A 24,828-nucleotide genomic window follows, 5' to 3' on the forward strand; every position below is an offset into this window, starting at 1 on the left:
AGGAAGTCGAACCACCATGCTCGCAAAGCGAATTATCCCCTGTCTTGACGTCAAAGACGGCCGGGTCGTCAAAGGCGTCAATTTTGTGAACCTCCGCGATGCTGGAGATCCTGTGGAACTGGCGGCGCTGTATGACCGCGAGGGAGCGGATGAGCTTGTATTTTTGGACATTTCCGCCTCGCATGAAGGGCGGGCCACGATGGTTGAGGTCGTAAAGCAAACGGCCGGGGAAATCGCCATTCCGTTTACGGTAGGCGGGGGGATTTCCCAGGTGGACGATATGAAGCGCATGCTGCGGGCCGGGGCCGACAAGATCGGGATCAACACGGCGGCGGTGCTGAACCCGCAGCTCATCGCGGACGGCGCGCGCCGTTTCGGCTCGCAGTGCATCGTGGTGGCCGTGGACGCCAAATATAATCCCGAGTGGGGCGAATGGGAAGTGTATACCCATGGCGGCCGCAAGGCGACCGGCATCCGGGCGCTCGCTTGGGTGCGGGAAGCCGAGAAGCTGGGCGCGGGGGAGATTTTGCTGACCAGCATGGATGCCGACGGCACCAAGGACGGATTTGATCTGCCGCTGACCCGGGCGGTTGGCGGTGCGGTGGGCATTCCGGTGATCGCTTCGGGCGGGGCTGGGGATATCGGCGATTTTTACGAGGTGTTCACCGAAGGGCAGGCGGACGCGGCGCTGGCGGCGACGGTTTTTCACTATAAAGAAATTGCGGTTCCGGATCTGAAACAAGATCTGAAAGCCAAAGGGGTGGAGATACGATGACGGAAAATCAACCGTTGCAATATACGTATTCGATCGAAGAGCTGGAGGAAACGATCAAATGGGACGGCCAAGGGCTCGTACCGGCAATCGTGCAGGATACGGCCGGCAAAGAGGTGCTGATGCTGGCGTATATGAACCGCGAGTCGCTGCGCAAATCGCTGGAGACGGGGCAAACCTGGTTTTGGAGCCGGTCCCGCCGGGAGCTGTGGAACAAAGGCGCCACTTCAGGCAACACGCAGCGGATTGCCGCGCTTCGCTACGACTGCGATGGCGATACGCTGCTGGTGGAAGTTCACGCGAACGGTCCAGCCTGCCATACCGGTGAAAATACTTGCTTTTACCGTACGGCGGCGACGGCGGATGCGGGGGGAGCAGCGGCAGGAGCGGGGACAGCAGGAGGAGTAGTGGCGTCAACGGCAGGAGTCGGGACAGCAGAGGGTGCAACAATATCAGCGGTGACTGGAGCAGCGGCTTCGGGAGCGGGCTCCGCGGACGGCTCTACCGGCGCTGGGGACGGTCTGGCGGCAAACCCAACCGGCGCTGGCCGGTTCACGGTGCTCGCCGAGCTGGAGCAGTTGATTGCTGAGCGTTACGAGCAGCGGCCGGAAGGGGCGTACACGACTTATTTGTTCGAGAAAGGGCTCGACAAAATCCTTAAAAAGGTCGGCGAGGAAACGGCCGAATCGATCATCGCGGCGAAAAACGGGGACAATGACGAGCTGCGGTACGAGGTGAGCGATTTGATTTACCACCTGCTCGTGCTGCTGCGCGAGCGGGGCTTGCCGCTGGACGAAATCATGCGGGAGCTGGAGCGGCGCCATGAGCGTCCGCGCCGCGATTAAGCGGGGAGGAAGGCCTTAAAATGCTGATCGATTACCATACGCATCATGAACGCTGCGGCCACGCCGTCGGCAAGCTGGAGGAATACATTCGGCGGGGGATTGAAATCGGCTTGTCCCAGATCGGCGTATCGGATCATATGCCGCTGCTGCATGTCGATCCGGCCGAATATTATCCGGAGATGGCTATGCCGCAGGACGAACTGCCGCGTTACGTGGAGGAAGCTTTGGCGCTGAAGGAGAAATACCGCGGCCAAATCGAGGTGAGGGTCGGCCTGGAGGCCGATTACATCGAGGGCTGGGAGGAACGTATCGAAAGCATCGTTCGCGGTTATCCATGGGATTATGTGATCGGTTCGGTGCATTTTCTCGGGGAATGGGATGTTTCCGATTTCCGTCAGGTGCACCATTGGGAAGGCCAGGACGTTTTCGCGGTTTATGAGCGGTATTACGATGCCGTAACCAAGGCGGCCAAAACGGGCTTTTACGATATTATGGGCCATTTGGACGTGATCAAGAGGTTTGGATATAAACCGGAGCCCGCATTGCAGGCGGAAAATGTGCGGCTGGAGCGTCAGGCGCTGACCACCGTGGCGGAAGCCGGGGTGGCCATGGAGCTGAACGCCTCCGGGTTGTCCAAGCCTTGCGCGGAAATGTTCCCGAGCGAGCGGATTTTGCAAACGGCGATCGGGCTGGGGATTCCGCTGACATTGGGCTCGGATGCCCATGATCCGATGAAGCTGGGCGAACATCTGGATACGGCGCGGGCGACTTTGTACCGTCTGGGGGTTCGCGAGCTGGCGACGTTTGCGGGGCGCCAAAGAACGATGGTGCCGCTTCAGCCTTAGTAGGGCCCAAAGCCAACCGGAGCAGGTATTAGGCATGTATGCCGCGAAAATGGAACACTATAGGAATCAGAAGCTCGGGCGCTTCAGCCTAATTTATCGATATTCCGGGAGGATGTTATGGAAGGCAAAATGCGAATTTTTTCCGGTTCGTCCAATCCGAAGCTGGTGGCGGACATTTGCGGGCGGCTCGGCGTGGAGCCGGGGAAAATCAAACTTTCGCGGTTCAAAAGCGGGGAAATCTACGTCCATTATGAGGAAAGCATCCGCAATTCCGACGTGTTTCTGGTTCAGGCGTTGTCCCACCCGATCAACGAGCTGTTCGTGGAGCTGCTGGTGATGATCGATGCGGCCAAGCGGGCTTCCGCCCGGACGGTCAATGTGATTCTGCCGTATTACGGCTACGCCCGCCAGGAGCGTAAGTCGGCGCCCCGGGAACCGATCTCGGCCAAGCTGGTAGCCGATGTGCTGACCACGGCGGGGGCCAGCCGGGTGGTCACGATCGACTTGCACGCCCCGGCGATCCAGGGCTTTTTCAACATCCCGGTTGATCATCTCACCGCGCTCGATTTGATGACCGAATATTTGAAATCCCGGAATATTCAGCGCCCGGTCATCGTTTCGCCCGACGCCGGCCGGGCTTCGATGGCCGAAAAGCTGGCGAACGGGCTCGATTCCCCGTTTGCGATCATGATCAAAAAACGTCCAGCCCATAACCAGTCGGTCATCACGCATGTGATTGGCGACGTGGCGGGACATACCCCGATCATTATCGAAGATTTGATCGACACCGGGTCGACCATCGTCAACGTCGTGGAAGGACTGAAGGAGCGGGGGGCGGAGGACGCTTACGTGTGCGCCACGCACGGATTGTTTTCCGGCGAGGCGCTGCAAAAGCTGCAGCACGAGAGCATCCGCGAGGTCGTGGTGACCGATTCGATCGCCCAGCCGGAGCATCTTCCCCACTTTAAGGTGCTCTCCGTTGCGCCGATGCTGGCGAAGGCCATCCATTTTATTCTGGAGGGCGGGTCTATCGCCGCTTTGTTTAAAGATCGCGGGATTTGACTAAGAAAAAGCGTAAAACCGGAACGACGAACCGCCGACCTTCAAAATAGCGGTACTTTATGTACTTATTTACCGGTGCCTTGGCATGCTCATCTCATTAGCGGTATTTTTTGCCCTTATTCTCCCAGGAATGGTCCAGGACGGGGGCATTTTCTTGCGGTTCGAGAAAATAACGACATAAATTACCCCTATTTCTCTCAAATGGACGGATATCGCCGGAATAACGCCATGTTTTGCCCTTATAATTTTCACCAAAAGCACCGTCGGCTTATTGGCGAACTCCCTACCGTTTCTTCTGTTTGGCCGCGGCCTGTTCGATATTTTCGGCGGCCCGGAAACGGGCGATCCGGCCGATCAGCTCCAGCGGCAGCGGCTCGTCCAAGGGGAATTGCACGGAACCTTTAGCGTTTTTGTACAAGGACAGCTCCTCCCGGAATTCCTCAATCCCGCTGGGGGTCGGGTAAAAACCGATATGGTTTTTAAAAGCGGCAAAATGCACCAGGTTTTTGCCGGCCAGCGTAAAGGTGGGCATTTGGTAGCTGATTTTCTCGACGGCGTCCGGCGCGGCTGCCTGGATCGTACTGCGGATCTGCTGCAGCTTGCCGCTAACGTCCGGCGGAAATTGGGCGATATATTCATCGAATGTGGCAAATATCGGCTTGTTTCCTTCCATAGGTCCTCCTTAGGCGCCCCTTTCCGGGGGGTTATTTTTTCTTCTTAATCGACCTGACCGCCATCCACACCACAATCATCAGCAATATGATAAACAGCAGGCTGATGATCGTATTTTCCCAGACAAAAGTCATCGATAATCGCCCCCTACTCTCCGGCCGGCTACTTCACCGCCCGCATAAAGTCGTCCAGTTTATTGCCCTTCACGTAAATGTCCGGTTTGATGTGCGCGTTCATGATATTGTTCTGTTTGACGTTCCAATAGTGGTTTACGACGTAGACCATGATGCGGTTTCGCTTGTCTTCAAAAACGACCTGGCCCACGCCTTTGCCGAAGGTATCGCGGCCGACGACCGTGACGTTGTTCAGGTACGTTTTGAGCCCCAGGGTCAAAAGCTCGGCGGCGCTGGCCGTATTTTCGTCGACGAAAATGTAGATTTTCTTGAATTCGGTATGGGACGCGTCGGAGTAATAGCTGCTGGTGTAGCCGTCCTGATAAATGATCGTGCTGGTCACCAAATCGGGCAGCAACACGTCCAGCATGGCGTTGGCGCTATAGGACAGACCGCCGCCGTTGCCGCGCAGATCGATGACCAACGTCTTGTCGCCGGGATTCGGAATCCGGTCCAGGAGCCGAATGAATTGATCATCGGTTGTCCCCGTAAAGCTGTCGAAGGCGAAGTAGTACTGATTTTCCTTTTCTTTATAAGTGATAGTTTCGTCCTGTGCCGCCGTCATTTGGTCGTACGCGTCCCCGTAGATCGCAAAGGTAAACCTGTCGTCCGCCAGCTTGGCGTTGTTAATCACCCGTCCGATCTGTTCAATGGACAGGCCGGGTTGTTTCAGCTTCTCCAAGGCCCGCTCCAATTGATCGCCATTGTTCCGGTACAGGTAGTTGTCCAGGAAAAACTGGCGGATCCGCTCGCCCAGCGGCTCCCGATTCTCTTCAAGCGAACTTTGCACATACAGAGCTGTCGAGTCTTCGTCATAGATTTTCAACGCCCGGTCGCTGTACTCCTTGGCCTTCGCATCGTCCCCGAGCAGTAAATAAGCGTATGCGATCTGCGACAACGATTCATAATCTTCGGGATTGAGGCTCACCGCTTGTTCGAAATAAGGAATAGCCTCCTCATCATTTTCCAGCTCAAGCTGGCATTGCCCGATGTACCACGGAATATCAGGGTCGGCGAACGCCAGGTCGTCAAGCTTTTGGCCGAACTCGACGCACTGATAGTATCTTTTACCCCAATCCAGGGCTTTGAGCTTGTAGATATAACCGGTTTCGGCGGCCGGAGCCAGCTTGATCGCCCGTTCGAAATACGGTACCGATTCTATGTATAACCCTTGATCCAGATAGGCATTGCCCATGGCATTATGGATTTCCGGCATGTCCGGGCTTTTCGCGTACACCGTCTCGGCTTGGTCCAGATCCCCCTGAGCGCTGGCAGTCCAGATCAGCCACGTGTATACTTCGGGTTCGTCCGGGAACTTATTCAGCAGCCGGTTAAAATGGTCCGCCGCCGAATCGTAATCGCCGTTACCGTAATACAGCTCGCCCAGCTTCAGTTGAGCTTCCGGAAGATCGGGGAATTTCTCCCCGGCCTGTTTGTAGAACTGCTCGATTTCATCGTGCTCCGCGGTTGCTTCCAGCATATATCCTTTGATCATGTATCCGTCATAACTATCCTCATATTTCTTGAAAAAGGAATCGGCAAACTTAACCGCCTTCTCATCCCGCTCCAGCGCCAAAAGGGAGTCGATGACCATCTCCGCCGCGTCGGTATCGGACGGCACGAGATCCAGGTATTTCTTGAACTGCGCCAGCGCTTCCTCATAGTCGCCTTCCTCGTAGGAAACCAGCCCCAGGCCGTAATAGGCATTGGCGCTCTGGCTGTTCAACGCAATAGCCTGCTTGTAACTGGCCAGCGCTTCCTCATTCCGGTGCAGACCGCTCAGCAAGTTGCCTTGGTTGACATACTCCTCATCGGTATTGGGGAGAATCAACAGGGATTTCTCGATATAGTCAAGCCCTTTGGCATAATCGCCGAGTTCGTAATAAGCCCAGCTTATATTGCTAAAGGGAGAGTCGATTAGCTCCGAGCGCTTGACCTCCTGTTTCAGATCTTTAAGGCTCGGGTCGAGTTCATAGACGTACTCAATGGCTTTGTTCAAAAATGGCAAAGCTTCTTCGTATGCGCCTTCTTCAATCTTCTCATAGCCCGCTTCGTTGCTGTTGTAAATCTGCATCTCCAAAACGCTAGGCACGGTCGGTTTGTCCTGACCCAGGCACCCGCCCAGCATGCCGCCGCCCGCCAATACGGCAGCCACTACAAAAACTCTGATTCTGTTTCGCAAAAAATCCCCTCATTCTGCCTCATTGTAAATAATAACTCTGCCAACTAATTCTGCGTTTTTCTCCGATTTTCCTCTTGCTTTCGAAAAACCGTTATTTTCCGCCCTGATTTCCCATGGGAGGACAGCTTTACCTATGGTATACTGTGTGGTGGAGAGTTTACGACCACGTACTAAGCTGACGATTCGATCTTAAAATAGAGCGCATAAAATTAAAAACCAGAGGAGGTGCCTTGCTTGCACGAGAAAAAACAACCGTCCGGGGACACGCGCGGAAAAGTGCTGCCGCTCTCGATGGATGCGGGCTTTTTCTTTGAGAGAGCCGTCTCTTCGTTAGACCGCTATCACTATGACAAGGCATTGAAATATTTTCGCAAAGCCGTGGAATATGAGCCGGATAATCCGGTGAACCACTGCAATATGGCGGGCATTCTTTCGGAGATGGGAGATTACGAGGCGTCCAACGAGGTGTTGGCGACCGTGCTTCGGGAAATCGATCCGGCCATGACGGAATGTTATTTCTATATGGCCAACAATTACGCCAATATGGACTTGTTCGAAGCGGCGGAGGAAGCGCTGGTGACGTATTTGGAGGAGGATGCCGGCGGGCATTTTCTGGCCGAAGCGGAAGAGATGATGGATCTGCTCCAATACGAGCTGGATCGTCCGACCAAGCTGAGAAGCATCAAGTCGCGGGAGGGCTTGTACGAGCATGACCAGGCCAGAGCCCTGCTTGAGGAAGGCAAGTTCAACCAGGCGGTGAAGCTGCTGGAGGAGCTGGTGCAAAGCCGTCCCGACTTCCTGGCCGCCCGCAACAACCTGGCGCTTGGCTATTACTATCTCGGGTTGTTCGACAAAGCGATGGATACGGTTCATGAGGTGCTGGCGCAGGATGCCGGCAATCTGCACGGGCTGTGCAATCTGGCCGTGTTTTATCAGCATGAGGGGAACGAGGAAGCGCTGGAGGAGCTGGCGGAACGCTTGGGCAACATCGTGCCGTTTCACCAGGAGCATGTGTTCAAGCTGGCGACGACGATGGGCATGTTGGGCCGGCACGAAGCCGCCTTCGGGCACTTCAAGCGCCTGCTGCAAAACGACGAGATGCGCCGCGAACCAAGCGTTTCCCATTATGCGGCGGTAGCCGCTTATTACACCGGGCGGTATGCCGAGGCCCGCAGGCTGTGGCAGCACGTGAAAAGGATTGATCCCGACTCTTCCGTGGCCGACTTTTATCTGGCGCAGATGGATCAGCGCGGCGGCGATGCTGACGCGACCAAGATTTTTTCGGTTAATTATCAGTACCTGTTGCCGTTTGAGGAGCAGCTTAAGCGTTGGGAGAAGTCCGAGGACGGCTTCCCTGCCGATCTCAAGGATAACCCGCTCGTCCGTTCCTCGTTCTTCTGGGCGCTGCGCCACGGGGATGCGAAGACGAAGCTGCAGGTCATTCAAGCGCTGGGCCTGATTGCCGATCAGGAGGTCGAGGAAGCGCTGCAGGCTTTTTTGCTGGAACCGGAGGAAGACGAGTATTTGAAAGATATGGCTCTTTTTGTGCTGCGCAGCCTGGGTGTGAGCAAAATGCTTCCGGTCCGCTTCGGAGGGGCCACGACGATGGTCGATCCAAGCCGCGTCACGACGAAGCTGCCGGTTTGGGAGCGCGAGTGGCAATCGGTGATCAACCTGGCGATGAGGCAGATGCGGCCTGGTTATGATCTCCAGCAGCAGCATGATATGGAGACGCTGTGGGTTGATTTTTTGACCCGGCTCTATCCGGATACCCCGAAAATTACGCACCTGGAAGGCTGGGCGGCGGCGCTCGAGTATTTGACGGCCAAAATGCACCGCCGGACCGTAACCTATGAGCAGGTGGCGAGTAAATACAATATCTCCGCTTCGACAGCCCGCCGGTATGCCTCCCGCGTTGATGAAGTGTGCGGCGTGAAGGAGAAGATCGAGGCGATTTTTCCATCGGTACGGTAGTTTTAGGGGTAAGTCGGTCCAACTTGGGGAAAACTTGTAATGGCGAATCAATGGCATGTATGGCGAGCATGACGGATTGATTTTTTATTTCTAAGGGAACCAAGGAGGTAAACGATATGCGTAAAACGATGGTGATCGGCACCGGTCCGGCCGGACTGACGGCGGCGATTTATTTGGCTCGGGCCAACTTGAGTCCTATCGTGATTGAAGGGACGCAGCCGGGAGGGCAGCTGACCACGACGACGGAGGTGGAGAACTTCCCCGGTTTTCCGGAGGGCATTATGGGCCCGGAGCTGATGGATAATATGCGCAAGCAAGCGGAACGCTTTGGCGCCGAATTCCGAAACGGCTGGGTGGAACAGGTTGATTTCTCGAAACGTCCGTTTAAGGTGAAGCTCGAAGGCGGTGAAGAGCTGGAGGCGGAGGCGGTCATTATCTCCACGGGCGCTTCGGCCAAATATTTGGGCATCCCGGGCGAACAGGACAATGTCGGGCGCGGCGTCAGCACCTGCGCGACTTGTGACGGATTTTTTTTCCGCGGCAAAAAAATCATCGTCGTAGGCGGCGGCGACTCCGCGATGGAGGAAGCGAATTTCCTGACCCGGTTCGCCACCGAGGTGACGGTGGTGCATCGGCGGGAGGAGCTGCGCGCTTCGAAAATTATGCAGGATCGCGCTAGGGGCAACGGGAAGATCCGTTGGGCGCTGAACCGGACGCCGCTTGAGGTGGCCACGGACGAGACCGGGGTCGTGAAGGGACTGAAGGTCCGCAACAACGCGTACGGCCAGGAGGAACTGTTGGAGGCGCAAGGGGTGTTTGTGGCGATCGGCCATACGCCGAACACGAAGTTCCTGGGCGGGGCGATCGCCACCGATGATCACGGCTACATAGCAGTGAAGCCAGGAACGACGGAGACGAACGTGCCGGGCGTGTTCGCCTGCGGCGATGTCCAGGACATGCGCTATCGCCAGGCGATTACGGCGGCGGGCTCGGGCTGCATGGCGGCGATGGACTGCGAGAAATTCCTCGAAGGCAGCATGGTGCACGATTGGAGCGGAAACTAAGGGAAGCGGGATGTAAGAGAAGCGGAATTTAAGAAGAGGCGCCATTAGGCGTCTTTTTTGACCTTATTTATAAAATTTCGGGCATGGTAGAGGGCGATGCGCAGGTGGGGGCTAAGGGACACCAGAGCCGTTATTTTGGGAAAAACGGAGGTTTGCAAAATGTAACGGACACAGAAGACCTTATTTCCCTCAAATCGTCCTGAATGAACTGGTCTAGAGCGAAATAGAGTCGTTGGTGTCCGTTAGCCTGGGAAATACCCGGGAAATAGGCGGATAAGGTCGCTGGTGTCCGTTAGAGCGGCGTCCAAAGTTTGGGAAGAGCCTCTAATCGCTCCAAAGTAGAAGTCAGGGCCACTAAAGGACGCCGTCATGCGTTTTTCTTACGTGTATAAATCGGGGAGTGGTTTGAAGGAAGGGCGGCTTGACTGGATCAGGTGCAAAAGTGCATTCTATTTGCGGTAAATTGCCACTTTAGAGCGATTGAAATGCAAAAGTACATCTGTTTTGGGGCTGTTCGAGAAAAAAGGGTCTTTTGGCCGGAAATGAACTGCAGTTTTGCATTTGGCGAACCATTTTCGGGGCATATGGGCGCATAAGGACTGCACTTTTGCATTTCGTGGGGGTGAGGGGTTTCTTTCGCATGACCTCTGTCTGGTCACCAAGGGACCTGGCCGTTATGGCCAGGCCTTTCTCAATAGCTGTCTGTTACACCCATTGCCCGTCTTCAGGGATCGCCACGCGCTGCAGCAAACCTTCGGCTTCGAGGCGCTGCCGCAGATCGCTGCGGGTGACGAGGCAGTGGTTGATCGCCTCCATATGCACAGCGATGACCTGGGTGGCGGAGTCGTAACGGCATAACTCGACGATTTGTTCGGCGTCCATCGAAATCGGCCCCCCGACGTTAAACCGCGCCCCTCCGGCGTTGACGACCGAGATGTCCGGATGATGCAGATCCAGCGCCTGCTTCACTTCATCGCACCAAATCGTATCTCCGGCCAAATAGAGCGAAGGTTCGGCGGCGGCCCGAAACACTTAGCCCGAAACGCGGCCCATCCGCTGTCCGATCTCACCGGTCCCGTGCCGGCCGTCCGTGCGCGTTAAGGAGATTTCGGCGCCTTCCAGCTCCAACTGATCCTGGATCGCCTTTACGCGGGTAAATCCGCAGGAGCGCAAGGTCTCTTCATCTCCCGGCTGGCAGAGGACAGGGATGTCCTTGGGCAGCTTTTCCGCGGCAGCTTCGTCCCAATGATCGGGATGCAGATGTGTGACGATGATGGCGTCGAGGTCGGGACGAAGCCAATGCTCAACCGGCTGGGGCAGCGGAACGAGCGGGTTGCGCCGGTCGTTTGGCGTATTGTCGATCGGCGGTTTGGAGCCGGCGTCGCCCAGCATCGGATCGATCAAAAACCGGCGATTTGCGTATTCGAGCCATAAGGTAGCATGACGCACTAACTGTAATTTCATCAATAACACCTCTTATTTCCCAAAAAGTTATTTGTTAAAATTCATTGTAAGGGAGCGCGAGCAGTTTACCCATAACCTGATGAAAGAAAAAGGCGCGGGGCGCTTTCGCGATGAAAGGAATGACGGGATGATGTCGACTGCTACTCCGGAAGTGGATGAAACGGATTTGCAAATATTACGGATTTTGCTTGAGGATGCGAGTTTATCTTTTAAAGATATCGGCCGTTTGGTGCATCTGACCGGCCAGGCCGTCGGTGCCCGGGTTCGCCGGCTGCAGGACCTCGGCGTGATCGAAGGGTACACTCTGCGCTGGAATCCGGAGCGGATCGGCCTTGCGGTCCACGCTTTTATTACGGTATTTATGGCTTCGGGTTCGACCCATTCCAAGTTTCAGCGGTTCGTCGCCGAAAACGGCAGCATTGCCGAAGCGCACCGGGTCGGCGGGGAGGGCTGCTATCTTTTGCGGGTACAGGTTGGCACGCAAGCCGCTTTAAATGAGTTGCTGAACAGTTTACTGGCCTTTGGCAATTACAAGCTCAGTCTGTCGATTGAACGTTTAAAGTAACAAATTAACCGAAAAAATCTTCCGGGCCGCGTGGTGTGGCCGGGAAGATTTTTTTGATGGAGGAAGGTGTGCTATGGAGAAGCAAGCTGGCGTGTGCTAACGCCGCAGCGGGTCTGTCATGAGAACGCCGTCGCAGGTCTGTCAGTAAGAGCGCTGGCTAGCAAGGCTGCAGTTTAAAAGGCCGCTATCAGACGGCCTTCCGGCGGAAATACAGCATGCCCGCGGCGAGAAAAACCAGGAAGCTGCCCAGCACTGTGATAAGCAGGTTTTCTATGGGCAGATTAAATGCGCCGTAATCGGCTTCCCCTTTCGGCATCATCGCTAGCACCGGCTGGGTCCAAGGGTAGAAGGGGGCGATTTTGTCCGAGTTGACGATCAGGAGGCTCGGAATCGTCAGCGAGACGTTGACGGCGAGCGGGGCGGCAAAGCTGGACCAAGCCAGCGAGACGCCGAGCTGCAGCGCCACCAGCGGCAAGCAGGCGACAAGGCCGCCGATCAGGCTGACGGCGATCATGCTCCAGGGAATTGGCCAAACGAGGCCTTGCACCTGGGAGACGATCAGCAGCATGACCAGAAATAGCAGTTGGGTTGCGGCTAATAAAGAAATCACGACGGTGAATTTCGCCATATATACGGCCGGGCGCGAAACGGGCAGGACAAGCAGCTGCTTCCAGCCGCCGCCGGTATGCTCGTATCGGCAGATGAACGAAGCAAACAACCCGGCCATGATCGGCAGGAACAGCAAGCCGTGCAGCATGGACATTCCGCCAAGGAGCGCCGGCCAGGCCTCGGCCCCGTCCGGCAGGTTCATGAGAAGGCCGATCAGGGCGGACAGCACGGGGCTGGCGAGCAAAACCAGCCAAAGGCGGGAACGCGACATTTTAAGCCGTTCCGCGGCAAGCACGTTCAGAAACGTCTTCATGTCAATCCACATCCTTTCGGTTGAAATGAACGAGTCCGGCCAGCAGTATCACCGCGCCGACGACGATGCCTAGCGCAACGAACCATTCGCGATGCGGACCAAGATACCCGAACACCGGCCAGTTGAGCGGGAACCACTCGGAAAGGTCCAGCGTAAACGGGGATACGAGCGACAGGACCACGCCAAGCGATACGGGCAGCGACGGATTGCGGTAGGTGAGTGAAAGCCACAGCTGCAACGCGAGTAAGGGCAGTGCCGCAAACAGCGGGAAAAATCCGATCCGCGCCAAATCCGCCAGCGGCATTCCGTCCGGGGCGAAGCCAAAGACAAGGCCGAGGATTATCGTGGCGATCGGCAGCAAAATGCAGGAAACGGACAGCAGCAGCAAACAGAGCAGGAACTTGGCGCCGAATACGGCCGTGCGGGAGATCGGCAAGGCCAATAGCTGTTTCCAGGAGCTTAATTGATGCTCCACATTCGCCACCAGGGAGCTGACCAGCGTGCAGCCCAGAAACAGGGCGATCGGGACGAACCCGGAAATGTTCTGCAACAAGCCGCCCCAAGGGTCGTCGGCGTATCTTTTCATTAAATAGTCGAAGCGGAGTCCGAAATTCAGCGCCTGCATGGCCACCAGCCCGAGCGGGGCGAGAAAGATCAGGAACCATATGCCTTTGCGGCGGATTTTCAAAAAGTCCGCCGACAACGCGCGCAGCATCATAGAGAGCTTCCCTCCCCGACGATCCGCATGAAGATGTCCTCCAGGGACTTTTTCTTTTGCTCGACCCGGTAGACGGCGTGTCCGTTCTCCACCAGGGCCTTCACCAAACGGGCGACCTGCGCGTCGGGCAGGCCGGGGAACTTGAGCGTGCCGTCCTGCAGCTTCCCGACCGTCCCCAAATCACGGGCGATCCACAGGGCCGCATCGGGCTCCGAGACGACCAGCTCCATATCATGCGCCGCAGTGAGGCGCAGGTTGTCGATCGTATCCTGGAATACCATCTGGCCCTGACGGATAATGCCGACCGTATTCGCCATCAGCTCCATTTCCCCGAGCAGGTGGCTGGAGACGAGCACGGTGATGCCGTACTGCTTCGGCATGTTTTTGATCAGCTCGCGAATTTCGTGAATCCCGGTCGGGTCGAGGCCGTTCGTCGGCTCGTCCAAAATAAGCAGCTCGGGGCTGCCCAGCAAGGAGGCGGCGATGCCAAGCCGCTGCTTCATGCCAAGCGAGAAGCCCTTGACCGGGCGGCGCGCTTCGCCGCGCAGCGAGACGATGTCGAGCACTTCGTCAATGCGCGATTTCGGCACCTCCAGAATGCGGCGGATGGCCTCAAGATTGTCGATCGCGCTTAGGTGCCCGTAGTAAGACGGCGACTCCACCAGGGAACCGATGCGGCGCAAAATCGCTAGTTTGTCCTTGCGCAGATCTTTGCCGAACATGCGGATCGTCCCGGCCGTCGGCTGAATCAGGCCGAGGAGCATCCGGATCGTCGTCGTTTTCCCGGCCCCGTTGGGCCCAAGGAAACCGTAGATGTCGCCTTTGGCGATTTTCAGACTTAAATTGTCCACCGCGGCGCGGCCGCGGTATTTTTTCGTTAAACCTTCCGTTTGAATAATCAATTCATTCACGATTTATCACCTCGGGAAACATGATACCGCGATGAGTTTAAACGGGAAGGTGGGGCAAGTTTAAGTTTTGTTTAAATGTTGCGAAAGCGGCCGGCTCGGAAAAATGTATACATTCGTCCCCGCGCTGGAAGACTCCGTCTCCCGGACCAGGCCCATTTCCCGGAGCAGCAGGTCGACGATTTGCAGGCCAAGTCCGGCCCCTCCGGAGGGCGAATCGGCATTCATGCCGGGGCCGCGGTCGCTGATGGTCAGGGCGATGGCCTCCCCGCGTGGCTGCAAGGAGATGCCGACATAACTGCCGGAGCGGGCGTACCGCACCAGGTTCTGGAACAGGTTATCCAGGACGCGGCGGAAGCCCTGCGCATCGAGGTTCCAGTATAAAGGCTGATCCGGCAGCTCGATGTCGGCGGCGATGCTTTCTTTTTCCCAGAGCGGATACCAGGCCGCCGCGCTTTCCCGCACGAGCCGCAGGACGTCGAGTTTTTCCGGCGACATGGCGTACCTTCCGGAGGAGAGCAGGCTGTAGGACAGCAAATGATCCATCAGGCCGGACAGGTCGCTTAGTTTGGCTTCCATCAGAGCCAGGGATTGCTGGCCTTGTTCGGTCAAAGGCTCCTTGCGAAGCTTATACAGATGGCCTCCCAGCACGGTCAGCGGCGTCCGCAAATCATGCGACAGCTGGCTGATCAGGTTTTTGCGCAGCTCTTCCTCCTCGCGCTCGCGCTGGCGGCTGTCCTGAAGCTCGTACACCATATGGTTGAACGCCTGCTCGAGCCGGCCGATTTCGTCCGGCCGCCCTTCCTCGATCGGGGACGGCAGCCCGGAAGGCCCGGTGTGCGTCATGCCGGCTTCCAGGCGCAGCAGCCTTTTTCGGATATCGCGAAAAAACAAATACGACAGCAGCACGAAAATGGCCAGCATGATTCCAAGGAACACACCGTAAAAGCGGCCGTCGTTCCGGTCCGCAATGTCTCTCGTCATGAATTTACGCGGGAGCTCGAACACCATAACTCCCTGCTTCGCTTGTTCGTCCCCGCCAATAAAGGCCACGACGGTAAACGGGTCGGCGTTGACCCGCTTTTTCATGAAAGCGATTGTATCTTCCAGGGTCCACTTTGCCGGCACATTCGCTTGCTTGGGGATTTGCAGCCGGGTTGTTCCGGACGAATCCACCCAGTACAGCGCGGCGTCGGGATACTGCTTTTTCCATGCTTCGAGCCGGGCGTCGATTGTCTCTGGGGCTGCATCCCGCAGCGCCGCCGCTTCCTTGTGCCAAGCCGTTTCAATATCGAGCCCGCTGCCGTAATAGGGGCGCGTGGTTTCACCGGTATGCGGAGGATACAGCAGAATGTTGACGCCCCAGGAAGCCACGAAGCTGAACGGAATGAGCACGGGAATGAATACGAAGGCCAGCATCAAGATCAGGATGTATTTGTTCAGCAGCGATTTGCGGTATTTTCGAACGGGGTGCAGCTTCATGCTCTCACCCGGTAGCCGATGCCGCGAACCGTCTCGATGACTTCGGGATTGGCCGGATCGCGTTCCAGCTTTTCGCGCAGGTGACGGATATGGACCATCAGCGTTTTGTCCCCGTCGAAATACGGTTCGCCCCAGACGGCTTCGTAAATTTGTTCCTTGGTCATAATCTGGCCGAGATGGCGCAGCAGATAGGTAAAAATGTGAAACTGCTTGCCGGTCAGAACGATTTCCTCGCCGGTGTCCTCGTTGATGATCCGGTTTTCTTTTTCATATACCAGCAGATGTTTGATCTTCAGCGTTTCTTCGGCCGGACTGCCGCTGCGGCGCAGCAGCACCTCGATTCGAGCGGCCAGTTCGTCCGGGTGAAACGGCTTGGTCAAATAATCGTCCGCGAACCGCAGCCCTTGAAGCTTGTCGTCGATTGAGGTGCGCGCGGACAACATCAGCACCGGCAGGTTCGGGAACCGCTCTTTGATCCGGCTGCCGACGGTGAAGCCGTCGAGCCCCGGCAGCATTACGTCGAGAATGACGAGCTGGCAGTCTTCGGCGTGCTCCAACGCACGCTCCCCGCTGGTCAGCCAGATGACTTTAAATCCCCGCTCCTGCAGGTTTTGGCTGACCCATTCTCCGATTTCAATATCGTCTTCTATGTATAGCAAATTGGCATTTGGCATCAAAACCCCTCCTGTCTCTATTGTGGCAAAATCGTTCCGAAAAAGAAACAGCGCTACTCCCTTTTGCGGTTTGTGATTTGAGTCACAAGGGTTGGTTTGGCCGCGTGTTACTTTTTAGTTGTGAGAATGTTTATCACTAAAATTTGAAACAGCCAGGCTGATCTAAATAAAGAAGAGGAGGAACCGGAGATGAGCGAGTTGATCAATAACCGGGAATACGACGCAAACCGGGAGGGTGGCGAGCCGGAGCAGCGCCGCCGGCAGGAACTGCTGAAGCAAATCATTAAAGAGCTGCATCAGGGGAAAAGCGTGGAGGAAGTGAAGGCCCGGTTTGAAGAAGCGGTTGGCGACGTAACGGTCGCGGAAATTTCGGCGCTGGAGCACGCTTTGATGGAAGAAGAAGGCATTCCGGTGGCGGAGGTGCAGCGCCTTTGCTCGGTGCATACGGCGATTTTCAAAGGCTCGATCGAGGAAATCCATCGTTCGTCGAAGCCGGAGGAGCAGCCCGGCCATCCCGTGCATACCTTCAAGCTGGAAAACCGCGAGGTAGAACGGCTGGTTAACTTCAAGCTGCAGCTCCATCTCGATAAATTCCGGAAGGAGGATAAGGAGGAGCTTGTTTTTAAGCTGCTGGACGATTTGAACTTGCTGCTGGACCTGGACAAACATTACAGCCGCAAGGAAAACTTGCTGTTTCCTTACCTGGAGAAGTACGGGATTTACGGGCCGACCAAGGTGATGTGGGGCATCGATGACGGCATCCGCGCCATGATCAAGGAAACCAAAGCCAAGCTAGCGAACGGGAGCGCTGATAAAGAGACGGTTTGCACCGATCTGGAGCGGATCATCACCGAAGTGAATGAAATGATCTTTAAGGAAGAAAATATTTTGCTCCCGATGGCTCTGGAGAAGCTGACCGAAGACGAATGGCTCAAAATCGCCCAAGAAAGCGATGTGATCGGGTATTGTTTGACGGCGCCCGAGCAGGAATGGATCCCGGAAAGGGTGCCGCTAGAGTCCGGTGACGGCGGGGCCGGGGAAGAAGGCCTGGAGGGCGGCGCGTTGGCGGAGCAGGGACATGGCGTGCCGCAGGGATATGTCAAATTCGACACCGGCATCCTGTCCATGGAGCAGCTGGAAGCGGTGATGAACCATTTGCCGGTTGATCTGACGTTTATCGATGAGAATGACGTGGTCCGGTACTTTTCTCATGGTAAGGAGCGGATTTTTGCCCGGACCAAAGCCGTGATCGGCCGCACTGTGCAGAACTGTCACCCGCCGCAAAGCGTGCATGTGGTCAACGAACTGCTGGCGGATTTCAAGGCCGGGCGTAAGGACGTCGAGGATTTTTGGATACCGATCAAGGACAAGTTCGTTTATATCCGGTATTTTGCGGTGAGAAGCGAAGACGGCCGTTACCTGGGTACGTTGGAGTTTACGCAAAACATCGCCCCGATCCGCGCTTTGGAAGGGCAAAAACGGATTTTGTCCTGAAGTCGTCTCGGGTAAGGTTTGTTCATAATGTTGATGGTGAAGCCCTGACGTTCGCGCCTTCGCGAATGCCGGGGCTTTTTGGTTAGTGGGGAGCAGGCGGCCTGCAGTTTTGTGGAGGTGAAGGGGAGCCGTGGAAGTCATGTGACGGTAAAGAAGGACCCAACCTCGAAATCGGTGCTTGGCTACAGGGTCAACCGTCCAAATCATTTTAGTTGGAATACATGGTTTGGCATCCGAGGTTTCAGTCTTTCGCTAACGGTTGTATACGAGCTTATTTAACTGAAAAAACAAGGATTCAATTCTAACGGTTGTAGTCAAGCTTATTTGGATGTATTTTCACACTTCAATCGCTCTAACGTAGAAGTCAGATTCATAAAAGGACGCCGTCAGGCGTTTTTTTCCAGAATTCATAAAATTCCGGACATGGTAGAGGGCGAAGTGCAGGTAGAGAGGGGGAGAGAAGAAGAATCTGGGGGCTAAGGGACACCAGAGCCGTTATTTGGGGAAAAACGGAGGTTTGCAAAATGTAACGGACACAGAAGACCTTATTTACCTCAAATCGGCCTGGATGAACGGGTTTAGAGCGGAATAGGGGCGTTTGTGTCCGTTAGGCTGGGAAATACCCGGGAAATGGGCGGATAAGGTCGCTGGTGTCCGTTAGAGCAGCGTCCAAAGTTCAGGAAGAGCCTCCAATCGCTCCAAAGTAGAAGTCAGACCCACTAAAGGACGCCGTCCGGCGGTTTTTCTTAGGTACATTCGCCCGGTTTCCATGAGCTATGTCACACCGAAATCCCTTGTCTCGACGGGGCTTTGGCGTTTCTTGCCTTCACTTGACCGAAAGGGAGGGTTCGCTTATAGTTGGTACGTAGGAGTATACTACGGGCGCGGCATGCGCGTACCCGTTGTTCCGGCAGCATATTATTTATGATAAAGGTGGCTTGTGAAATGTCTGAAAAAATCTACATTGGTGTTGACCTGGGCGGTACGGCCATAAAAGTCGGCATTTGCAATGAAGAAGGACAGCTCCTTCATACCTATGAAGGCCCGACGGAAACGGAAAAAGGCGCCGATACGATCGTAGCCAACATTGAGCGTTATGTCCGGCTGATCGTGGAACAGTCTCCGTTCTCCTGGGATCAGGTGGCCGGTGTCGGCGCCGGGGTCGCCGGGTTTACGAACGTCCGTGAAGGCATCATTATTCTGGCGCCGAATGTAGGTTTGAGAGATTTCCATATTCGCGAGATTTTGGAACAGCGACTGGGCAAGCCGATCAAAATAGACAACGATGCCAACGTGGCGGCGCTGGGCGAAGCCTGGGGCGGCGCGGGGAAAGGCGTCGACAACTGCGTTTGCTATACGTTGGGAACCGGCGTTGGCGGCGGCATCATCATCGACGGTAAAATTTATCAAGGCTTCTCCGGCATGGCCGGCGAGCTGGGACATATGTCGGTCGTTCCCGACCTGGAAGCGATCGGCTGCGGCTGCGGCCAAATGGGCTGCCTGGAGACGGTCTCCTCGGCTACCGGCATCATCCGCATGGCCAAGGACGCCGTAGCCCGCGGGGACCTTACCTCGCTGGCGCAGGTGGAGAATATCATGGCCAAGGACGTTTTTGACGCGGCCAAGGCCGGCGACGAAGCGGCTATCCGCATCGTGAACCGCGCCGCTTTCTATCTGGGTAAATCGCTGGCGGCGGTGGCCGTGGTACTCAATCCGGAGCTGTTTATCATCGGCGGCGGGGTGTCCAAGGCGGGCGATATTCTGTTTAACGAAATCCGCAGCGTATTTGCCAAGCTGACGCCGGAACCGGTGCAGCGGGGGATGAGAATCGTCCCCGCTACCTTAGGGAACGATGCCGGCATGGTTGGCGCCGCCGGCCTGTTCCTGCGTTCTTAAGCGGATTTGGTGATTAAGCCGATATAGATTATAGGATTTTAGGATATGGAGAATTTGCGGGAGGGAATAACGATGCCGGATATTGAAACGAGTCCAGTTGCCAACCTGATCATTATTACGGGCATGTCGGGTGCGGGAAAGTCGCTTGCCGTACGGAGTTTGGAGGATCTCGGTTTTTTCTGCGTAGACAATCTGCCTCCGGTACTGATTCCCAAATTCGCCGAATTGATTGAGCAATCCAAAGGGAAAATCGCCAAGGTGGCGCTTGTGATCGACCTGCGCGGGCGGGAATTTTTTACGGCGCTTGAAGAGTCGCTTGGTTACATTAAGAACCACTTCACCATCAAGTGCGAAATCCTGTTTCTGGATGCCACCGATTCGGTTCTCGTTCAAAGATACAAGGAGAGCCGCCGCCGCCACCCGCTGGCGCCGGAAGGCATGCCGCTCGACGGGATTAAGCTGGAGCGCAAGATGCTGAATGAGCTGCGGATGTCGGCCACCCAGGTGATCGATACCAGCAACATGAAGCCGGCCCAACTGAAGGAGAAGATCATTTCCCGATTCTCCCATCTGGAGAGCAGCAATTTATCCGTCAACATTACTTCGTTTGGATTTAAATACGGCATCCCGATCGACGCCGATCTGGTGTTCGACGTCCGTTTTTTGCCGAATCCGCATTATATTGAGCAACTTCGCCCACACACGGGACGAGATAGCGATGTATATGAATATGTTATGAAGTGGCCGGAGACGCAGCAGTTTTTGAGCAAGCTGCTCGATATGCTGCATTTCCTCCTGCCGCAATACCACAAAGAGGGCAAAAGCCAGATCATCATCGCGATCGGCTGTACCGGCGGCAAACACCGCTCGGTGGCGATCGCCGAATATTTGGGCCGGATGCTCGGAACCAGCGAAACGGAGATGGTCCGCGTGAGCCACCGGGACGAAGGACGGGACCGGCCTTAAGAGAACGCTCACTGGCGTGGACTCAAGTTAAGAGGTGAACCATTAGTGATACATCGGGCCGAGGAAGAAAGGGTCCCGCGGATCGTCGTGATGGGCGGGGGAACCGGTTTATCCGTCATGCTTCGCGGATTGAAAGAGAAACCGCTCGATATCACGGCTATCGTAACCGTAGCCGACGATGGGGGCAGCTCGGGGATTCTGAGAAACGAGCTTCAGATGCCGCCGCCGGGCGACATTCGCAACGTGCTGACGGCGCTGGCCGACGTTGAACCGCTGCTGTCGGATATGCTTAACTACCGGTTTGCGTCCGGTTCGGGACTAGCCGGGCACAGCCTGGGCAACCTAATCTTAGCGGCGATTACGGATATTTCCGGCGATTTCGTGACAGCGGTCCGCGAGCTCAGCCGCGTATTTGCCGTACGCGGGCGCGTGCTGCCCGCCGCCGGTCAGGCCGTCGTGCTGCATGCGGAAATGGAAGACGGGACGATCGTCACCGGCGAATCGAAAATTCCCGAAGTCCGGAGGAAAATTAAACGTATTTTCCTGGAGCCGGAGGAAGTGGAGCCGCTGCCTGAGGCGGTCGAAGCGATTCGGCAGGCGGACGCTATTTTGATCGGACCGGGAAGCTTGTACACCAGCATCATTCCAAATCTGCTCGTGCCGAAGCTGGCGGAGGCGGTATTGGAGAATACATCGGCGATCAAAATATTTATATGCAACGTCATGACCCAGCCGGGGGAAACGGACGATTATACGGTGAGCGATCATTTGCAGGCGGTCTACAACCATGTGGGCAAGCACTTATTCGATTATGTCATCGTCAACGACGGGGAAATTCCGGCGCAGGTGCAGGATTTTTACGCCGAAAAAGGGGCTAAACCGGTACAAGTCGACTGGGACAACGTCACCGGTCAAGGCTACAAGGTCATTGCGGATACACTGGTGCTGTTCCGCCGATATTTACGGCATGATGCCGACAAATTAAGCCATCATATATATCAACTGGTCCATGACTGGATTTTGCGAAAGAGGTGAGTCCCTTGTCATTTGCGGCGCAAACCAAAAAAGAGCTGACCATGGTCGAAGCCTCCGATTGCTGCGAGCAGGCCGAGTTATCGGCGCTGATCCGGATGAACGGCTCGGTCCAGGTCTCCAACAAAAAGGTCGTGCTGGACATCTCGACCGAAAACGCCGCGATCGCAAGGCGGATTTATTCTTTGCTCAAGAAGCATTTTCAGATTCACACCGAACTGCTCGTGCGCAAAAAAATGCGCCTCAAGAAAAACAATGTGTACATCGTGCGGATTCCCGGGCGAGTGGAAGAAATTTTGAATGAGCTGAAAATTGTTTCCGAAGGATTTGTTTTCACGCCGGGGATTAATCCGGAGCTCACCCGGAAAAACTGTTGTAAGCGGGCTTATCTTCGCGGGGCGTTTATGGCCGGCGGATCGGTTAACAATCCGGAAGGCTCCTCCTACCACTTGGAGATCGCCTCCATGTATGAGGAACACTGCAAAGCCCTGGTCGAGTTGGCCAACGAGTTCCATTTGAATGCGCGCTGCATCGAACGGAAAAAAGGCTTTATCCTGTACATCAAGGAAGGCGAGAAGATCATCGAGCTGCTCAGCATCATAGGCGCTCATCAGGCGCTTTTCAAATTTGAAGATGTGCGGATCATGCGCGACATGCGCAACTCGGTCAACCGTATCGTCAATTGCGAAACCGCGAATCTGAACAAAACGATCGGCGCCGCCGTTCGTCAGATCGACAACATCAAGCTGCTGGAAAAGGAAGTGGGCCTGGAAAATTTGCCGGATAAGCTGCGCGAAGTCGCCGAGGTCCGTTTGGCGCATCCCGATATGAATTTGAAAGAAGTGGGCGAGCTGCTGAAAGGAACGGTCAGCAAGTCCGGAGTAAACCACCGGTTGCGCAAAATTGACGAGCTGGCGGAAAAAATTCGCGGGGGCTAAAGCGGTTTTGCTAGTGTGTTGCACGTTGTGTATGATATAATGATATAAATTATAATGACCACGAATTTGTAACGTGATGATTGAATTCGTATAGGGGGTAAGTTTTCATGGTTAGAAACCCGGTTACCGTTCGTTTGAAAACGGGACTGCACGCTCGGCCGGCTGCGCTTTTCGTTCAGGAAGCGAATAAATATTCTTCGGAAATTTTCGTTGAAAAAGACGATAAAAAAGTGAACGCCAAGAGCATCATGGGGATTATGAGTTTGGCCATCAGCACCGGAACTGAAATTTACATTAGTGCGGAAGGTGCGGATGCAGAACAGGCTGCAAACGCTTTAATCAATTTGGTCAGCAAAGAGGAATTGGAAAACCAGTAATCACCGGATTTTCTTCGGAAACAAAAGGATGGTTCCGCTTCGTGAAGCGGATTCATCCTTTTTTTGTCGTTGCGTTGGAAATCGGCGCTTGGACTGCAAAATCAGTTGGCCAATCACTTGTTTGGAGCTAAACACGCTTATGTATCCCGGATCAGCAAGTAGCATGTCGCTTTGGCGCTAACGGTTGTAATCGAGCTTATTTAGCCGAAAAGACGGGATTTCAATTCCTAACGGTTGTAATCACGCTTATTTGGGCGAAAAGGGCTCGAATCCGCAGCAAAAAGGCAAAATAAGCTCTGCCGCAACCGTTAAAATTTATTTTCCCCTGCTTTTTAACGAAATAACGTTGCTCACAACCGTTAGAATGATGCCCCGTTTAAAGGAGCTGCGTCTATATCCGTTAAAGTAAGGGTTTTCAATTCAAAGGGCCGCCGGAGCGAAATTTTTCTGATAGTTATTCTTATTTGCTGCAACATTTGTCCGCGGGGTACGTTTAGTAGTTAAATTCAACCAACATTGGAGGTCATAAGTTATGAAAATGTGGTTAAAGCCTGCTGCGTCCATTTTGATTGCCGGTTCTTTACTGATGGGAGGGGCATACGTCAATGGTTCATGGGGGGTGGTCGGAACGGCCACTGCCGCCGAGAGCAATTTTCAAACCAACGTAGTCAGTGTCCGAGGTGAAGGCGAGATTACCGTGAAGCCGGATGTGGCTTATTTGTCCATCGGCGTCGTCACCAAAGCGAAAACAGCTCAGGAAGCGCAAAAAACAAATGGCGAAAAAGCCGCCAAACTGACCAAACTGCTCAAGGAAACTTGGGGCATTAACGAAAAAGACATCCAAACCGGCCAATTCTCAGTCCGCCCCGATTATACGTATAACGATAAAACTGGAGCGGAATCCATCAGCGGGTATACGGCCCGTTATTCGCTGGATGTAACCTACCGCAACCTTGATAAGGTGGGAGAGCTCCTGGATGCGGCTTCCGCTGCGGGGGCCAATCAAATCGACGACATCCGCTTTGGCGCCGAGAAACCGGAGCAATACGAAGAGCAAGTCATCCAAAAAGCGATGGCCGATGCGGGCCGGAAAGCGGGCATCCTTGTCAAAGCGGCCGGCCGCACGTTGGGCCAGGCAGTAAGCATCAGTCTGGAAAACGCCAGTATGCCGAGTATTTCGGTGCAGTACAAGGCGGTTAACGAGGCTGCCATGGACAGCGCGGGAAGCACGCCCGTAGAAGCAGGAGAAATCGAGTTGCGGACGACGGTTAACGTGGTTTATGAGATGAAGTAAGGCTGCGATAGCTGGAGCCGCCTCCGTGAGTTTGTCGGAGGCGGCTCTATTTTATGCAAATCTCTTGGTATATGCAGGCTTTAATCTTGTTTATGCACAAGCTCCGTCTCTCCGGTCACCACTTCAATCATGATCCATAAGGCAAGCTTAAAACCGTATACAAAGGACGCTTCGGCGTACATGGAATCCGATTGCGAGCGTAAGTCCAACAATTCTTCGAGCTCTTGAAAATCGTGTTCAGACAGCTTGTCTTTCCACATAAGTATTGTATCGGATATTTTACGATTTAAAGGACGATACTCTGGATGTCTTGGAATGATTAGTTCAGCCGGGTTTATATTCCCGTCAAAAAGTTCTTCCAAAATGCTTTTCATATACGTCATCCTTTCAGTCTCTTATATTTGCAATTCCTTGAAAGGACCGACTACACATGATAGGATATTTATGCAGTCTGCCTTTAAGGTGATTGCAGGTGGGAAGTGGCGTGATCTTTGACGAGAGTGTGCGCC

At 55.0% G+C, this 24,828-nt stretch carries 22 protein-coding genes and 1 pseudogene; 14 read left to right on the forward strand and 9 right to left on the reverse strand.

The genetic code is table 11. The annotated features are described in order from the left end of the window. Nucleotides 1–16 precede the first annotated feature (16 nt). The 4 genes from hisF (at nt 17) to EHV15_RS09640 (ending at nt 3,524) form a co-directional block, all read left to right on the forward strand. On the forward strand, nt 17–775 hold the full coding sequence (gene hisF / locus EHV15_RS09625; protein WP_128631005.1) for an imidazole glycerol phosphate synthase subunit HisF: 759 nt from the start codon (nt 17–19) through the stop codon (nt 773–775). Beyond that, nucleotides 772–1,617 carry a phosphoribosyl-AMP cyclohydrolase gene (gene hisI, locus EHV15_RS09630; RefSeq protein ID WP_128631006.1) on the forward strand — a complete coding sequence of 282 codons (846 nt, stop codon included), beginning with the start codon at nt 772–774 and terminating at the stop codon, nt 1,615–1,617. Before hisF ends, hisI begins: the two co-directional genes overlap by 4 nt. A gap of 20 nt (nt 1,618–1,637) precedes the next feature. Then, nucleotides 1,638–2,462: a histidinol-phosphatase HisJ gene (gene hisJ / locus EHV15_RS09635; RefSeq protein WP_128631007.1), complete on the forward strand. Its 825-nt coding sequence runs from the start codon at nt 1,638–1,640 to the stop codon at nt 2,460–2,462. A 117-nt stretch (nt 2,463–2,579) separates the two neighbouring features. Further along, complete coding sequence (locus EHV15_RS09640) at nt 2,580–3,524, forward strand: ribose-phosphate diphosphokinase (protein WP_128631008.1); 945 nt, start codon at nt 2,580–2,582, stop codon at nt 3,522–3,524. A gap of 283 nt (nt 3,525–3,807) precedes the next feature. On the opposite strand, the gene EHV15_RS09645 is transcribed toward EHV15_RS09640, so the two are convergent. Beyond that, on the reverse strand, nt 3,808–4,197 hold the full coding sequence (locus EHV15_RS09645) for an iron chaperone (RefSeq protein ID WP_128631009.1): 390 nt from the start codon (nt 4,195–4,197) through the stop codon (nt 3,808–3,810). Nucleotides 4,198–4,358: 161 nt separating this feature from the next. Beyond that, nucleotides 4,359–6,551: a tetratricopeptide repeat protein gene (locus EHV15_RS09650; RefSeq protein WP_128631010.1), complete on the reverse strand. Its 2,193-nt coding sequence runs from the start codon at nt 6,549–6,551 to the stop codon at nt 4,359–4,361. Between the two features lie 234 nt (nt 6,552–6,785). Between EHV15_RS09650 and EHV15_RS09655 the strand changes: the two genes are divergently transcribed. Together EHV15_RS09655 and trxB are read left to right on the forward strand one after the other, a co-directional pair. Beyond that, the gene (locus tag EHV15_RS09655; RefSeq protein WP_178075807.1) at nt 6,786–8,525 is read left to right on the forward strand and encodes a tetratricopeptide repeat protein; all 1,740 of its coding nucleotides are present in this window, start codon (nt 6,786–6,788) and stop codon (nt 8,523–8,525) included. A gap of 116 nt (nt 8,526–8,641) precedes the next feature. Then, complete coding sequence (gene trxB, locus EHV15_RS09660) at nt 8,642–9,589, forward strand: thioredoxin-disulfide reductase (protein WP_128631011.1); 948 nt, start codon at nt 8,642–8,644, stop codon at nt 9,587–9,589. Nucleotides 9,590–10,294: 705 nt separating this feature from the next. On the opposite strand, the pseudogene EHV15_RS09665 reads toward trxB, so the two are convergent. Continuing rightward, nucleotides 10,295–11,053: pseudogene (locus tag EHV15_RS09665) on the reverse strand (MBL fold metallo-hydrolase). Nucleotides 11,054–11,180: 127 nt separating this feature from the next. Here EHV15_RS09665 and EHV15_RS09670 point away from each other — a divergent pair. Continuing rightward, nucleotides 11,181–11,618: an Lrp/AsnC family transcriptional regulator gene (locus EHV15_RS09670; RefSeq protein ID WP_246061444.1), complete on the forward strand. Its 438-nt coding sequence runs from the start codon at nt 11,181–11,183 to the stop codon at nt 11,616–11,618. Nucleotides 11,619–11,805: 187 nt separating this feature from the next. On the opposite strand, the gene EHV15_RS09675 is transcribed toward EHV15_RS09670, so the two are convergent. From EHV15_RS09675 to EHV15_RS09695, 5 genes are read right to left on the reverse strand one after another with little or no spacing between them, the layout of a single operon-like run. Further along, a complete protein-coding gene (locus EHV15_RS09675; protein WP_128631012.1) occupies nt 11,806–12,540 on the reverse strand; it encodes an ABC transporter permease in 735 nt (244 codons plus the stop codon). Nucleotide 12,541: 1 nt separating this feature from the next. Continuing rightward, nucleotides 12,542–13,258, reverse strand: a complete 717-nt coding sequence (locus EHV15_RS09680) for an ABC transporter permease (RefSeq protein ID WP_128631013.1) — start codon at nt 13,256–13,258, stop codon at nt 12,542–12,544. Then, nucleotides 13,255–14,169, reverse strand: a complete 915-nt coding sequence (locus EHV15_RS09685) for an ABC transporter ATP-binding protein (protein WP_128631014.1) — start codon at nt 14,167–14,169, stop codon at nt 13,255–13,257. The genes EHV15_RS09680 and EHV15_RS09685 overlap by 4 nt, the downstream gene beginning before the upstream one ends. Nucleotides 14,170–14,229: 60 nt before the next feature. Further along, a complete protein-coding gene (locus EHV15_RS09690) occupies nt 14,230–15,648 on the reverse strand; it encodes a sensor histidine kinase (protein WP_128631015.1) in 1,419 nt (472 codons plus the stop codon). After that, nucleotides 15,645–16,322 (reverse strand): response regulator transcription factor, encoded by a 678-nt coding sequence (locus EHV15_RS09695; protein WP_128631016.1) that lies wholly within the window; start codon nt 16,320–16,322, stop codon nt 15,645–15,647. Before EHV15_RS09695 ends, EHV15_RS09690 begins: the two co-directional genes overlap by 4 nt. A gap of 189 nt (nt 16,323–16,511) precedes the next feature. On the opposite strand from EHV15_RS09695, the gene EHV15_RS09700 reads away from it, so the two are divergent. From EHV15_RS09700 to EHV15_RS09730, 7 genes are all read left to right on the forward strand, one after another. Next, nucleotides 16,512–17,816 (forward strand): DUF438 domain-containing protein, encoded by a 1,305-nt coding sequence (locus tag EHV15_RS09700; protein ID WP_128631017.1) that lies wholly within the window; start codon nt 16,512–16,514, stop codon nt 17,814–17,816. 945 nt (nt 17,817–18,761) lie between these two features. Beyond that, the gene (locus tag EHV15_RS09705) at nt 18,762–19,712 is read left to right on the forward strand and encodes an ROK family glucokinase (RefSeq protein WP_128631018.1); all 951 of its coding nucleotides are present in this window, start codon (nt 18,762–18,764) and stop codon (nt 19,710–19,712) included. Nucleotides 19,713–19,784: 72 nt separating this feature from the next. Next, complete coding sequence (gene rapZ, locus EHV15_RS09710; RefSeq protein ID WP_128631019.1) at nt 19,785–20,678, forward strand: RNase adapter RapZ; 894 nt, start codon at nt 19,785–19,787, stop codon at nt 20,676–20,678. Nucleotides 20,679–20,768: 90 nt separating this feature from the next. Then, the gene (locus EHV15_RS09715; RefSeq protein WP_128635261.1) at nt 20,769–21,713 is read left to right on the forward strand and encodes a gluconeogenesis factor YvcK family protein; all 945 of its coding nucleotides are present in this window, start codon (nt 20,769–20,771) and stop codon (nt 21,711–21,713) included. 5 nt (nt 21,714–21,718) lie between these two features. Next, nucleotides 21,719–22,648 (forward strand): DNA-binding protein WhiA, encoded by a 930-nt coding sequence (gene whiA / locus EHV15_RS09720; protein ID WP_128631020.1) that lies wholly within the window; start codon nt 21,719–21,721, stop codon nt 22,646–22,648. Between the two features lie 107 nt (nt 22,649–22,755). Further along, nucleotides 22,756–23,025, forward strand: coding sequence for an HPr family phosphocarrier protein (locus tag EHV15_RS09725; RefSeq protein WP_036627138.1), 270 nt, complete (start codon nt 22,756–22,758; stop codon nt 23,023–23,025). Nucleotides 23,026–23,557: 532 nt separating this feature from the next. Beyond that, nucleotides 23,558–24,319 (forward strand): SIMPL domain-containing protein, encoded by a 762-nt coding sequence (locus EHV15_RS09730; RefSeq protein WP_128631021.1) that lies wholly within the window; start codon nt 23,558–23,560, stop codon nt 24,317–24,319. Nucleotides 24,320–24,399: 80 nt separating this feature from the next. Here the strand turns inward: EHV15_RS09730 and EHV15_RS09735 are convergent, their stop codons facing one another. Beyond that, nucleotides 24,400–24,693: a DUF6809 family protein gene (locus EHV15_RS09735; protein ID WP_128631022.1), complete on the reverse strand. Its 294-nt coding sequence runs from the start codon at nt 24,691–24,693 to the stop codon at nt 24,400–24,402. Between the last annotated feature and the right edge of the window lie 135 nt (nt 24,694–24,828).

The sequence above is a fragment of the Paenibacillus oralis genome (genome assembly GCF_003863965.1).
Taxonomy (GTDB): domain Bacteria; phylum Bacillota; class Bacilli; order Paenibacillales; family Paenibacillaceae; genus Fontibacillus; species Fontibacillus oralis.

What these genes read in the sequence shown, in the direction of transcription:
- hisJ (WP_128631007.1), top strand. Translation starts at nt 1,638, where the DNA reads ATGCTGATCGATTACCATACGCATCATGAACGCTGCGGCCACGCCGTC.
- EHV15_RS09690 (WP_128631015.1), bottom strand. Translation starts at nt 15,648, where the DNA reads ATGAAGCTGCACCCCGTTCGAAAATACCGCAAATCGCTGCTGAACAAA.
- hisI (WP_128631006.1), top strand. Translation starts at nt 772, where the DNA reads ATGACGGAAAATCAACCGTTGCAATATACGTATTCGATCGAAGAGCTG.
- EHV15_RS09670 (WP_246061444.1), top strand. Translation starts at nt 11,181, where the DNA reads ATGATGTCGACTGCTACTCCGGAAGTGGATGAAACGGATTTGCAAATA.
- EHV15_RS09700 (WP_128631017.1), top strand. Translation starts at nt 16,512, where the DNA reads ATGAGCGAGTTGATCAATAACCGGGAATACGACGCAAACCGGGAGGGT.
- EHV15_RS09715 (WP_128635261.1), top strand. Translation starts at nt 20,769, where the DNA reads ATGGGCGGGGGAACCGGTTTATCCGTCATGCTTCGCGGATTGAAAGAG.
- rapZ (WP_128631019.1), top strand. Translation starts at nt 19,785, where the DNA reads ATGCCGGATATTGAAACGAGTCCAGTTGCCAACCTGATCATTATTACG.
- EHV15_RS09675 (WP_128631012.1), bottom strand. Translation starts at nt 12,540, where the DNA reads ATGAAGACGTTTCTGAACGTGCTTGCCGCGGAACGGCTTAAAATGTCG.
- trxB (WP_128631011.1), top strand. Translation starts at nt 8,642, where the DNA reads ATGCGTAAAACGATGGTGATCGGCACCGGTCCGGCCGGACTGACGGCG.
- EHV15_RS09735 (WP_128631022.1), bottom strand. Translation starts at nt 24,693, where the DNA reads ATGAAAAGCATTTTGGAAGAACTTTTTGACGGGAATATAAACCCGGCT.
- EHV15_RS09640 (WP_128631008.1), top strand. Translation starts at nt 2,580, where the DNA reads ATGGAAGGCAAAATGCGAATTTTTTCCGGTTCGTCCAATCCGAAGCTG.
- EHV15_RS09680 (WP_128631013.1), bottom strand. Translation starts at nt 13,258, where the DNA reads ATGATGCTGCGCGCGTTGTCGGCGGACTTTTTGAAAATCCGCCGCAAA.
- EHV15_RS09730 (WP_128631021.1), top strand. Translation starts at nt 23,558, where the DNA reads ATGAAAATGTGGTTAAAGCCTGCTGCGTCCATTTTGATTGCCGGTTCT.
- EHV15_RS09695 (WP_128631016.1), bottom strand. Translation starts at nt 16,322, where the DNA reads ATGCCAAATGCCAATTTGCTATACATAGAAGACGATATTGAAATCGGA.
- EHV15_RS09645 (WP_128631009.1), bottom strand. Translation starts at nt 4,197, where the DNA reads ATGGAAGGAAACAAGCCGATATTTGCCACATTCGATGAATATATCGCC.
- EHV15_RS09705 (WP_128631018.1), top strand. Translation starts at nt 18,762, where the DNA reads ATGTCTGAAAAAATCTACATTGGTGTTGACCTGGGCGGTACGGCCATA.
- hisF (WP_128631005.1), top strand. Translation starts at nt 17, where the DNA reads ATGCTCGCAAAGCGAATTATCCCCTGTCTTGACGTCAAAGACGGCCGG.
- EHV15_RS09725 (WP_036627138.1), top strand. Translation starts at nt 22,756, where the DNA reads ATGGTTAGAAACCCGGTTACCGTTCGTTTGAAAACGGGACTGCACGCT.